At 64.8% G+C, this 11748-nt stretch carries 14 protein-coding genes; 8 read left to right on the plus strand and 6 right to left on the minus strand.

From position 1 onward, the window contains the following. Positions 1-13: 13 nt before the first annotated feature. From pth to AB7290_RS37100, 3 genes are all read right to left on the minus strand, one after another. On the minus strand, positions 14-619 hold the full coding sequence (gene pth / locus AB7290_RS37090) for an aminoacyl-tRNA hydrolase (RefSeq protein WP_085399290.1): 606 nt from the start codon (positions 617-619) through the stop codon (positions 14-16). A 61-nt stretch (positions 620-680) separates the two neighbouring features. Next, positions 681-1397, minus strand: a complete 717-nt coding sequence (locus AB7290_RS37095; RefSeq protein ID WP_071909565.1) for a 50S ribosomal protein L25/general stress protein Ctc — start codon at positions 1395-1397, stop codon at positions 681-683. 198 nt (positions 1398-1595) lie between these two features. Then, positions 1596-1856 (minus strand): accessory factor UbiK family protein, encoded by a 261-nt coding sequence (locus tag AB7290_RS37100; RefSeq protein ID WP_071909564.1) that lies wholly within the window; start codon positions 1854-1856, stop codon positions 1596-1598. Between the two features lie 167 nt (positions 1857-2023). Between AB7290_RS37100 and AB7290_RS37105 the strand changes: the two genes are divergently transcribed. Genes AB7290_RS37105 through pgeF form a run of 4 tightly spaced genes read left to right on the plus strand, consistent with a single transcriptional unit; the run spans position 2024 to position 5519 of the window. Next, a complete protein-coding gene (locus AB7290_RS37105; protein ID WP_085398497.1) occupies positions 2024-2755 on the plus strand; it encodes a dienelactone hydrolase family protein in 732 nt (243 codons plus the stop codon). A 14-nt stretch (positions 2756-2769) separates the two neighbouring features. Beyond that, positions 2770-3615, plus strand: coding sequence for a prolipoprotein diacylglyceryl transferase (gene lgt, locus AB7290_RS37110; RefSeq protein ID WP_085398495.1), 846 nt, complete (start codon positions 2770-2772; stop codon positions 3613-3615). Positions 3616-3636: 21 nt separating this feature from the next. Then, the gene (locus tag AB7290_RS37115; protein ID WP_085398494.1) at positions 3637-4755 is read left to right on the plus strand and encodes a class I SAM-dependent methyltransferase; all 1119 of its coding nucleotides are present in this window, start codon (positions 3637-3639) and stop codon (positions 4753-4755) included. Then, entirely contained in the window at positions 4752-5519 is a 768-nt protein-coding gene (gene pgeF, locus AB7290_RS37120; RefSeq protein ID WP_085398493.1) for a peptidoglycan editing factor PgeF, read from the plus strand. The genes AB7290_RS37115 and pgeF overlap by 4 nt, the downstream gene beginning before the upstream one ends. 38 nt (positions 5520-5557) lie before the next feature. On the opposite strand, the gene AB7290_RS37125 is transcribed toward pgeF, so the two are convergent. Next, the gene (locus AB7290_RS37125; RefSeq protein ID WP_135216021.1) at positions 5558-6130 is read right to left on the minus strand and encodes a hypothetical protein; all 573 of its coding nucleotides are present in this window, start codon (positions 6128-6130) and stop codon (positions 5558-5560) included. 87 nt (positions 6131-6217) lie between these two features. Between AB7290_RS37125 and AB7290_RS37130 the strand changes: the two genes are divergently transcribed. The 4 genes from AB7290_RS37130 (at position 6218) to AB7290_RS37145 (ending at position 10293) form a co-directional block, all read left to right on the plus strand. Next, positions 6218-6832 (plus strand): hypothetical protein, encoded by a 615-nt coding sequence (locus AB7290_RS37130; RefSeq protein ID WP_085398491.1) that lies wholly within the window; start codon positions 6218-6220, stop codon positions 6830-6832. 193 nt (positions 6833-7025) lie between these two features. Next, positions 7026-7979, plus strand: coding sequence for a ribose-phosphate pyrophosphokinase (locus tag AB7290_RS37135; protein ID WP_028151562.1), 954 nt, complete (start codon positions 7026-7028; stop codon positions 7977-7979). 254 nt (positions 7980-8233) lie between these two features. Then, the gene (locus tag AB7290_RS37140; protein ID WP_063985560.1) at positions 8234-9262 is read left to right on the plus strand and encodes a putative zinc-binding metallopeptidase; all 1029 of its coding nucleotides are present in this window, start codon (positions 8234-8236) and stop codon (positions 9260-9262) included. Then, on the plus strand, positions 9259-10293 hold the full coding sequence (locus AB7290_RS37145) for a D-alanine--D-alanine ligase family protein (RefSeq protein WP_063985561.1): 1035 nt from the start codon (positions 9259-9261) through the stop codon (positions 10291-10293). Before AB7290_RS37140 ends, AB7290_RS37145 begins: the two co-directional genes overlap by 4 nt. A 145-nt stretch (positions 10294-10438) precedes the next feature. Here AB7290_RS37145 and AB7290_RS37150 read toward each other — a convergent pair whose 3' ends face one another. Continuing rightward, positions 10439-10897 (minus strand): SRPBCC family protein, encoded by a 459-nt coding sequence (locus tag AB7290_RS37150; protein WP_085398490.1) that lies wholly within the window; start codon positions 10895-10897, stop codon positions 10439-10441. Between the two features lie 10 nt (positions 10898-10907). Further along, on the minus strand, positions 10908-11747 hold the full coding sequence (locus AB7290_RS37155) for an XdhC family protein (protein WP_085398489.1): 840 nt from the start codon (positions 11745-11747) through the stop codon (positions 10908-10910). Position 11748: the final 1 nt, after the last annotated feature.

The raw sequence follows: 11748 nt of genomic DNA on the forward strand, positions 1-11748 counted from the left end.
AGAAAACGGTGCCCTATTCCTTGCCGTTCTCGTCCTTGGTCAAAAAGCCCTTCGCCTGCATGGCGAGATGCACCCTGTTGGCGAAGGTCGCGTCCGTGCCTTTGGCAACCAGTGCCGCGTGCTCGGCCACCGCCTCGCACAGCGTCGCCACCCAGTCGTTGTCGGCCTTGGCGAAGTCCGACAGCACGTGGCCGTGCACCAGTTCCTTGACGCCGGGATGACCGATGCCGAGCCGGACCCGGCGATACTCGTTGCCGATGTGCGCGGAGATCGAGCGCAGGCCGTTATGGCCGGCGATGCCGCCGCCGATCTTCACCCGCACCTTGCCCGGCGGCAGTTCGAGCTCGTCATGGAACACGGTGACGTCGCCGGGCGCGATCTTGAAGAAGCTTGCCGCCTCCTGAACGCTGCGGCCGGAGTCATTCATGTAGGTTGTCGGCTTGAGCAGGATGATGCGCTCAGTACCGAGCGCACCTTCCGAGGTCTCGCCCTGAAACCTGCGGCGCCATGGTGCAAAGCCATGCCGCCGCGCGATCTCGTCGACGGCCATGAAGCCGATATTGTGCCGGTTACGTGCGTATTTCGCGCCGGGATTGCCGAGCCCAACAAAGAGTCGCATGACGCGGCGCGCCCCTCGCTCGGCGCGCGATCAAGGACCGCGCGCCCAGCTCTTTGAGAGATTACTTCTTCTTGTCGCCGCCGGCGGGAGCCTTGGCAGCCGCAGCCGGAGCAGCAGCACCCGCAGCCGGAGCCGCAGCGCCAGCCGCCGGAGCAGCCGCAGCAGCGCCCGGAGCTGCAGCCGCAGCCGCGGCCTTCTGCTCTTCGGCGTAGCCGGACGGCGGCACGATGGTGACGAGGGTCGCGTCCTCGCGGGTCAGCGCCTTCACGCCGGCCGGCAGCTTGATGTCCGACAGATGCAGCGAGTGACCGATTTCGAGTGAGCCGACATCAGCCTCGATGAATTGCGGGATGCTCTCGACGCCGCATTCGAGCTCGATCGAATGCGCGACGATGTTGACGGCGCCGCCGCGCTTCACGCCGGGCGAACCTTCCGCTTTCACCACATGCAAGGGAACGCTGATGCGGATGGTGGCACCTTCGCCGAGACGCATGAAGTCGACATGGATCGGGAAATCCTTGACCGGATCAAGGTGATAGTCACGCGGGATCACGCGGTGCTTCTTGCCCTCGAGGTCGATGTCGACCAGCGTGGTGAGGAACCGGCCGGCGAGGATGCGCTGGCGCAGTTCACGATCGTCAACCGAGATCGGGAGCGGGGGTTGCTTGTTGCCATAGATCACTCCGGGCACTTTCCCGGCGCGACGCTCAGCCCGGGCGGCCCCCTTGCCGCTCTTCGGACGTGCGGTCGCCTTCAATTCCTTGACGGTCGTCGCCATAGTCTAAGTCCTTGTTTTTGCAAAAGTTAATGGGCCGCAGCGCGGCCCATGGTGCAGTTCGCAGCAAGCCTCCAGGGGTGCGGGGGCCGCGAACTTGGCGGGCTTTTACCCGGAAGATGCGGAAATGACAAGGAGAATGGCCCGCCCGGCGGGGTCCCCACCCTCCCCTGGAGGGGAGGGTAAGCGAGAACGGCGGCCTTATGTCGGCGTTCCGCCGAACTTGGCCTCCAGCGCCACGATGCGCGCCTTCAGGGCCTCGTTCTCCTCGCGGGCGAGGCGGGCCATGTCCTTGACCGCCTCGAACTCCTCGCGCTTGACGAGGTCCATGTCGCGCAGGAATTTCTCGGCCTGGGTGCGCATCACGGTGTCGAACTCGCGCTTGACGCCCTGGGCGGCACCGGCGGCGTCGTTCATCAGGCGGCCGATCTCGTCGAAAAACCGGTTGTTGGTCTGGGTCATGTCGGTCTCCTGGCGGCCTCAGATAAACTTTGCGCGAACGCGCGAAAAGACAATGGCAATCCGGGCGAAACGGTTCAAGGGCCGATCGGCGGTATCCTTGTCATGCCCCGGTTTCCTTGCAATCGTATTCAACGTCCCTGCATAACAAGAATCAGAAGGCGCACGAGATGATCGATCAGCAGATCGCGATTCCCACCAAGGACGGCCACACCGCAACCTTCATCACCCATCCCGAACGCGGCGGGCCGTTTCCGATCATCCTGTTCTACATGGATGCGCCGGCGATCCGCGAGGAGCTGCGCGACATGGCGCGCCGGCTCGCCACCTCGGGCTATTACGTGATGCTGCCGAACCTCTACTACCGCTCCGGCGTGATGGAGCTCGGCGCGCTGCCGGCCGATCCGAATGCACCCGAGCGCAAGCGCATGTTCCAGCTCATGGCCTCGCTCAACATTCCCATGATCATGGAGGACACCAGGGCCCTGCTCACCTATGCCGAGGGCCAGGCGGCTGCCAATACGAAAATCGTCGGCACCGTCGGCTATTGCATGAGCGGCCGTTACGCCGTCAACGCGGCCACGCACTTTGCCGACCGCGTCAAGGCCGCCGCCTCGATCTACGGAACGCATCTGGCGACCGACGAAGACAACAGCCCGCATCTCGCCTCAGGCAAGACCAAGGCCGAGCTCTATTTCGCCTGCGCCGAGACCGACATCTACGCGCCCGCCGAGGTCATCGAGAAGGTCAAGCAGGGCATGAGCGGTGCCAAGGCCGAGGTCGAGATCTATCCCGGCACGCATCACGGCTTCGCCTTCCCCAAGCGTCCGGTCTACGACCGCGACGCTGCCGAGCGGCATTGGGAGCGTCTGCTGGCGCTCTATCGCCGCAATCTCGTTTAAGTCTAGAAGGCCTGATGCCCTTTCTGCTCATCGACTTTCCCGCCTTCAAGCCGATCGCCATCGAGATCGGTCCGTTCGCGATCCGCTGGTATGCGCTGGCCTATATCAGCGGCATCGTGTTCGGCTGGCTCTATGCGCGCTCGCTGCTGAAGAAAGAGCGCCTGTGGAGCGGCCCCGCGCCGATGTCGCTGGTGCAGATCGACGACTTCATCCTGTGGGTCACGCTCGGCATCATCCTCGGCGGCCGCACCGGCTACGTGCTGTTCTACAATCTGCCCTTCTTCATCGATCACCCCGCCGCGATCTTCAAATTGTGGGAGGGCGGCATGTCCTTCCATGGCGGCTTCCTCGGCTGCGTCGTCGCGGTGATGTGGTTTGCCTATCGCAACCGCATCTCGATCCTGTCGCTGGGCGACATCACCACGGCAGTCGCCCCGGTCGGGCTGCTGCTCGGGCGCATCGCCAATTTCATCAATGGCGAATTGTGGGGCCGCGCCGCCGACCCCAGCCTGCCCTGGGCGATGATCTTCCCCAACGATCCGACGCAGCTGCCGCGCCATCCGAGCCAGCTCTATGAGGCCGGCATGGAGGGCATCCTGCTGTTCACCGTGCTCGCGATCATGATCCGTTTCGGCGCCCTGAAGCGGCCCGGCATGATCCTCGGCGCCTTCATCCTGATCTATGGCCTGACCCGCATCGCCGGCGAGCATTTCCGCGAGCCGGACGTCCAGCTCGGCTTCCTCTGGGGCGGATTAACCATGGGCATGCTGTTGTCGATCCCGATGCTTATTGTAGGCCTCATACTTATTGTATTGGCTATCAGGCGCGGCGCGCCGAAGCCCGCCGGGGCTATCAGTTAATTCCTTTCGAGAAGACAGACCGTGACCGAACAGCCGCTACTCAACGAGATCAGGGCGCTGATCAAATCCTCAGGGCCCATGCCGGTCTGGCGGTACATGGAACTGTGCCTGATGCATCCGCGCTATGGCTATTACGTCTCGCGCGATCCGCTCGGGCGCGAAGGCGACTTCACCACCGCGCCCGAGGTCAGCCAGATGTTCGGCGAGCTCCTGGGGCTGTGGACCGCCTCGGTGTGGAAGCAGATGGGCTCGCCGCAATTCCTGCGGCTGATCGAGCTCGGCCCCGGCCGCGGCACCATGATGGCGGATGCGCTGCGCGCACTGCGCGTGCTGCCGCCGCTCTACCAGGCGCTTCACGTCCACATGGTCGAGGTCAATCCGGTGCTGCGCGAGCGGCAGAGTGCGACGCTGGCGGGCGTGCGCAACATCGCCTGGCACGACAGCATCGACGACGTGCCCGAAGGGCCGAGCATCATCCTCGCCAACGAATATTTCGACGTGCTGCCGATCCGCCAGATGGTGAAGCGCGAGAACGGCTGGCACGAGCGCGTGATCGAGATCGATCCCAACGGCAAGCTTCAATTCGGCGCGGCCGCCGACCCGACGCCGCGCTTCGACGTGCTGCTGCCGCCTCTGGTGCGCGCCGCTCCCGTTGGCGCCGTGTTCGAATGGCGCCCCGACGGCGAGATCATGAAGCTCGCCACGCGCGTGCGCGACCAGGACGGCGCGGCGCTGATCATCGATTACGGCCATCTGCGCAGCGATGCCGGCGACACGTTCCAGGCGATCGCGCGCCACACCTTCACCGATCCCCTGAAGGCGCCGGGCCAGGCCGACGTCACAGCCCATGTCGACTTCCAGGCCCTGGCGCGCGCGGCCGAGGATGTCGGCGCCCGTGTGCACGGCCCGGTGACGCAGGGCGATTTCCTCAAGCGCGTCGGCATCGATACCCGCGCAGCTGCCCTGATGCAGAAGGCGACGCCTGAAGTCGCCACCGACATTTCGGTGGCGCTCAAGCGCCTGACCGATACCGGGCGCAGCGGCATGGGCTCGATGTTCAAGGTGCTCGGCATCTCCGAGCCGCGGCTGACCGGCATCGCCGGCCTCAGCGATCTCGAACGGGCCGGAGGCGCTTCATGACGCTTGCTTCGTCGCTGCTGTCGGCCGTGCCCGGCCTGCGCCATGCCTTCTTCACCCGCGAGGGCGGTGTCTCAGGCGGGATTTATTCGGCGCTCAATGGCGGGCTCGGCTCCAACGACGATCCGGCGCATGTCGCGGAGAACCGCCGCCGCATGGCCGAGCATGTCGGCGTCGCCCCGGAGCGCTTCATCAGCCTGCACCAGATCCATTCGCCCGATGTCCTCATTGCCGAAGCGCCGTGGCCGAGCGGACCGCGGCCGAAGGGCGATGCGCTGGTCACGAAAACACCCGGCATCGCGCTCGGCGTCTCCACCGCCGATTGCGGGCCGGTGCTGTTCGTCGATCCCAACGCGCGCGTGATCGGCGGCGCCCATGCCGGCTGGAAAGGCGCGCTGACCGGCGTGCTGGAACAGACGATCTCGGCGATGGAGAAGCTCGGCGCCACGCGCAGCGGCATCATCGCCGCGATCGGCCCCTTGATCCGACAGGACAGCTACGAGGTCGGCAACGAGTTCGTGGCCCGCTTCATCGAGGCGGACGCGGACAACGCCATGTTCTTCATCCCGTCGGTGCGCGCCGGACACGCGATGTTCGACCTCGCCGGCTTCATCCGGAAGCGGCTCGAAGCCGCCGGCATCCTGATGATCGACGATCTTGGCCTGGACACCTATGCCGACGAGCGCTTCTTCAGCTATCGCCGCTCGGTACATCGCAAGGAGCCGGATTACGGCCGCCACATCCACGCGATCGCGCTGGAGAATTAAGAACGAATTCGGCCTAGTTCTTGCCGCAACCCATTAGGTTAGTCGCTGCATCTTTCGAACAATGGCGTTTCATTCTTTCCGCGAAGCCATTTAGTCGGCAAATCAACGTACATTTGAGCTGGTGGAGGCGGCGGCGGCGGTCGGACCTCGAAACCTTCATCGACTTCGATCTTCTTCCAATCGTCGCGATGCGCGGAGAAAGTCCGATATTTGTCGCCGACCTTGAGCAGAACGATCTCCCAAACCTCGCCCGGCTGACGCCACCAGATCAGTGTCGTGCTGGGTGGAGGGTCCTGAACCGACACGATCTTGATCTTGTCGTCGGCAATACGCGTCGCCGAATAGATCGCGCTGATGAATGTCCTTACTTGCCCAGGTGTGAACGTCCCGATCACATTCCTTGTCGTCGGCGCTCCGGAGGACGACGCGATGTACGTCAATCGCGCGCCACAGCGGTTGTTCTCACAGGCCTGATACGGATCCCGTTTGCAATCAACCGACCAGGTACCGGTCAGTCCGAAAGCCCGGATTGCCTCGGCCGCACTTTCTGCCGCCGCGGCCCGCCCCACGATGAGGCAGGCAACGATTACCCCCAAAGTCGCTCCCCTCATCGACAATTCCTCGGCCGGATCGGCCCAATGATGTGTCCTTCCTGCCCTAGACCTTAATCGATTTTAACGATATCGCTGCCCCCCATAATGAGGGACGCGTCATTCATCCTGGGCCGCGCGGGTTCGCGTGTGCTGGCGGTCATGCTGCTGGCAGCGGCGGTCGCGCTTGGCGGCTGCGCCGGCGGCGGCGGTGCCGCCAACTCCTATGCGATGGCGCCGAGTACCGGCTCAGGGGCGACCGTGGCCTTCGAATCGATCGACGGGCCGCCCCCGCAGGTGTTCGACCGCATGGTCGGCGTGCTCGACAGCGAATCCAAGCTGCGCAGCCTGTCCGTCGTCTCCCGCGAGGGGACGGCTGCCTATCGCGTGCGCAGTTACCTCTCCGCCCAAATCGTGCGCGGCAAGACCGTGATCGCCTGGGTCTGGGACGTCTACGACGCCAACCAGCAGCGGGCATTGCGCCTCTCCGGCGAGGAATTGACCGCCGCCAAGGGCGGCCGCGATCCCTGGGGCGCCGCCGACGACCTCGTGCTGCGGAAGATCGCCCAGGCCGGATTCAGCGGACTTTCCAACATGATCAACGGAACGCCGGACGCGCCGAGCACTGTTCCCGGCTTGCGGGGACCGGCGGTGGCCAGCGTGATCCCGGAGGCTCCGGCGGCCGAGATGCCGGCCTCGGCGCTGGGCTATGCCGAGCGATAACCCCCGCGAAACCACGGCCCCAAGTTGCGGCCAAACCGTTGGCCCGACTCAGGATTTCGGAGGGAAAACGTAGCATGCCGGGTTGCCATTGCAGGCCCCGGCCTGATATTTCCTCGCCCGTCGTAACCGTGCTTCCAGTGGGTATTCTCTGATGTTGAACGTCGTATCCAGCAAAGCGCGGGAGGAAGCGTCCATGTCGGCCAAGAACGGCTCCATCAAGCTTGTCGCCGGCAACTCAAACCCGGCTCTCGCGCAGGCGATCGCGCAAGGCCTCGACCTGCCGCTAACCAAGGCCGTGGTACGGCGCTTCGCCGACATGGAGATCTTCGTCGAGATCCAGGAGAACGTCCGTGGCTCGGATGCTTTCGTCATCCAGTCGACCTCGTTCCCCGCCAACGACCATCTGATGGAACTGCTGATCATCACCGATGCGCTGCGCCGCTCCTCGGCACGCCGCATCACCGCGGTGCTGCCCTATTTCGGCTACGCCCGGCAGGACCGCAAATCGGGTTCGCGCACGCCGATCTCGGCCAAGCTCGTCGCCAACCTGATCACGCAGGCCGGCGTCGACCGCGTCATGACGCTCGACCTGCATGCCGGCCAGATCCAGGGCTTCTTCGACATCCCGACCGACAATCTCTACGCGGCACCGCTGATGGTGCGCGACATCAAGGACAAGTTCGATCTCTCCAAGACGATGGTGATCTCGCCTGACGTCGGCGGCGTGGCGCGCGCACGTGGCCTTGCCAAGCGCATCAACACCCCGCTCGCGATCGTCGACAAGCGCCGCGAGAGGGCGGGCGAATCCGAGGTCATGAACGTGATCGGCGACGTCGCCGGCTACACCTGCATCCTGATCGACGACATCGTGGACTCCGGCGGCACGCTGGTGAACGCGGCCGACGCGCTGATCGCCAAGGGCGCCAAGGACGTCTACGCCTATATCACCCACGGCGTGCTCTCCGGCGGCGCGGCCGCCCGCATCGCGGGCTCGAAGCTGAAGGAGCTCGTGATCACCGACTCGATCCTGCCGACGGAGGCGGTGACCAAGGCTCCGAACATCCGCACGCTTCCGATCGCCAGCCTGATCTCGGACGCCATCGCGCGCACCGCGGCGGAAGAGTCGGTGTCGAGCCTGTTCGACTAGTTTTTCCGATCCCGGAAGGTCTCGTAGGGTGGGCAAAGGCGCAAAGCGCCGTGCCCACCTTTTCTTTTTATATTGAAGGTGGTGGGCACGCTTCCGCCTTCACTCTCCGAGCTACGTCGGACAAGTCGCTTTGCCCACCCTACGGCGTTGAGCGCTGACGCGCCGCAGCCCGCTTCGCAGCCCCACGGGTTGTTGCCCGCCGCCGCCCATGACATCATCCGGATACCGAGTCATCCCTGCCCCCTGGATTCCTGATGCCGCGCCGGAAATTTGCCTGGGAGAAGCTGTCGGATGACGAGTTGCTCAAGCAGCGCCTCTCCAGCCTGAGGGTTACGGTCAAAGGCACCTGGCTCGAGGACTGCGTCAGCACGCTCCATGAGGAGCTCGAAGAGCGGGGCATCCGGCTGCGACCGCACACATGGATCTCGAGCGAATGGTTCAGTCCGGGCGATGTGCCGGGCATCGCCATCCCCTTCTATCTCGCCCATCCCCGTCTGATGAAGCTCGAGAAGAAGATGATGTTCGACGTCGAGGGCGGAACCTGGCGCGAGTGCATGGGTATCCTCCGTCACGAGGCCGGCCATGCCGTGCAGCACGGCTATCAGCTGCAGCGCCGCCGGCGCTGGCAGCAGCTGTTCGGCCCGTCGTCGAAACACTACCCGCGCTACTACCGGCCCAATCCTGCCAGCAGGCGCTACGTCCAGCACCTCCGGCTGTGGTACGCGCAAAGCCATCCGGATGAAGACTTCGCCGAGACCTTCGCGGTGTGGCTGCGCCCACGCTCGAACTGGCGGACGCGATATGCCGGATGGCCGGCGCTGAAGAAGCTCGAATATGTCGACGAGCTGATGCACGAGATTGCGGGAAAGCGGCCGCTGATCACGACGCGGGAGCGTGTCGATACGCTGGGCCGGCTCAGCCAGACGCTCGAAGACCACTACAAGAAGAAGCAGGCGTTCTACGCCTTCACAGCGCCGAAGACCTACGACCGCGACCTCTCCCGGCTGTTTTCAGCCGATCCACGGCATCACCGCTCAAAGCCGGCTTCGGCCCTGATCAGACGGCACCGCGCGCAGATCAGGCAGCTGGTCGCGCGGTGGACGGGCGAGAACCAGCTCACGCTCGATGCCGTGCTCGATGATATGATCTCCCGCTGCCGTGAGCTCGATCTGCGCGCCGTCGGCCCCGAACAGAAGCTCGTTCTCGATTTCACCGTCCTCGTGACCGCCAAGACGATGCACGCGCTGTTTGGCCCGTCTCGGCGCAAATGGATCGCGCTATGAGACGCTCACGCATTCTGGTGCTGATGCATCCGGACTTCATGCCTCCGGACTCCTCCGACGGATACACGCCGCAGGAAATCAACAACTGGAAGACGGAATACGACGTGGTGAGCACCTTGCGTGCGGCCGGCCACGAGGTTCGCGCCCTCGGTGCGCAGGACGAGATCAAGCCGATCCGCGAGGCGATCGAAGAATTCAAGCCCCACGTGGTCTTCACGCTGCTCGAGGAATTCCACAACAACGTCGCCTACGACCAGCACATCGCCAGCTATCTCGAGCTGATGAAGGTCCCTTATACCGGGTGCAATCCGCGCGGCCTGATCCTGGCGCGCGGCAAGGATTTGTCCAAGACGCTGGTGCATCACCGCCGGATCGCAGCGCCGGCCTTCGCCGTCTTCCCGATGCGCCGCAAGGTGAAGCGCCCGACGCGCCTTGCGCTGCCGCTGATCGTCAAGAGCCTGAACATGGACGGGTCCTTCGGCATCTCGCAGGCCTCGATCGTCGATACCGACGAGAAGCTCGTGGAGCGCGTCGCCTTCATCCACGAGCGGGTCGAATCCGCCGCCATCGCCGAGCAGTTCATCGAGGGGCGCGAGCTTTATGTCGGCGTGCTCGGCAACAACCGGCTGCGCGTCCTGCCGGTTTGGGAACTGAAATTCGGCAGCATGGGCGGGCGCAGATCACGGCACATCGCCACGGAGAAAGCCAAGCACGACACCGACTATCAGGAGAAGCTCGGCATCGTCGACGGGCCGGCCAAGGACCTCGCGCCCGAAGTCACCGCGCGCATCCAGCGCGCCGCGAAGCGCATCTACCGGGCGCTTGGCCTCGACGGCTACGCACGCATCGATTTTCGTCTCGCCGCCGACGGCACGCCGTATTTCATCGAAGCCAATCCCAACCCCGAGATCGCCAAGAGCCAGGAGTTCGCCACGGCGGCTCAACATGCCGGGCTCAAATATCCGGATCTCCTGCAGCGCATCCTGACGCTGGGGATCAGCCGGGCCAAGGCGGGGGTGTCGTTGGGGTGATGGCGGCTTGCGCGACCATCGTAGGGTGGGCAAAGGCGCAAAGCGCCGTGCCCACCTTCTTTTGTAGCGATGAAGACGGTAGGCTCGCTTCCGCCTTCGCTCTTCGAGCTACGGCGGACAAGTCGATTTGCCCACCCTACGGCAGCTAGCCTGCCTCGGCCTTCGCGCTCACCACGTCGGCAAATGACTTGAAGAACTCCCCCGCCAGCTTCGTCGCGGTCGAATTGATCAGCCGTGCTCCCAACTGCGCGAGCTTGCCACCGATCTGCGCATCGACTTCGTAATGCAACACCGTCACGTCGGCGCTCTCGGATTCCAACCGCACCACCGCGCCACCCTTGGCGAAGCCGGCGACGCCGCCGGAGCCCTCTCCTGAGATACGGTAACTGTTGGGCGGATCGAAATCGGACAGCGTCACCTTACCGCTGAACGTCGCCTTCACCGGGCCGACCTTGAAGACCACCGTCGCGGTCATCTCGTTCGGCGCGGTCACCTCGAGCGACTGGCAGCCCGGGATGCACTGCTTCAGCACAGCGGGATCGTTCAGCGCCGCCCACACCTGCTCGCGTGAGGCGGGAATTCGCTGGCTGTCGTTCATCTGCATGATCGGTGTCTCACTCTCTGCTTGCTGTTTGATTGGCCGCGCGCTGGCCACGCCGGCGTTCTCTGGTGATCTCGGCGAGGATCGACATTGCGATCTCCTCCGGCGTGATCGCGCCGAGATCGAGGCCGGCCGGCGCCTTGAAATCGTCGATCGCAGCCGCGCTGGCGCTCTCTGCAAGGAGTTTTGCGCGCAGCGAAGCCATCTTGCGGCGGCTGCCGACGAAGGCGTGATAACAGGCTTTGGTCGCGACCGCCGCGCGCAAGGCGGCCTCGTCGCCCTTGCCCTGCGTCGAGACGACGACGAAGCGCTTGGAGTCGTTGAGCTCGCCGAGCTGATAACCATCGATGACCGCGTCGGCGTCCGGCTGCGCCGTGAGATCGGCGGACGGCGCAGCAAACGTGACGTGATAGCCGAGCACGCGCGCCTGCGCCGCAAGCGACAGCGCCACCGGGCTCGCACCGAGAATGACGAGCGAGGGATGCGGCAGCACCGGCTCGACGAAGATGTCCATCGTGCCCTTGCTCGGGCACATGTTGCTGGCAAAGCGGATGCCGTCGCGGCTCTCCCCCGCGCTGACGCCGAGCTCGGCCAGCAGGTTCTCCGGCTGCACCGAGACCATGCGCGGCTCGCCATCGGCGAGCGCCTCGCGCGCCGCCTTCAGCACCGCGCCCTTGGCGCAGCCCCCGCCGATCCAACCCGCGACGATGGTGCCGTCGGCGGCGATGATCGCCTTGGCGCCAGCCTTCGCCGCGGTCACCGACACCGTGCGCACCACCGTCGCGAGCACGAAGGCACGCTCGGCGGCCTTCATCTGAGCGACTACATCAAGCACTTCGACATGAGCGGTCATC

The organism is Bradyrhizobium sp. 613_E4_N2_2 (assembly GCF_052075995.1).
GTDB lineage: Bacteria > Pseudomonadota > Alphaproteobacteria > Rhizobiales > Xanthobacteraceae > Bradyrhizobium > Bradyrhizobium barranii.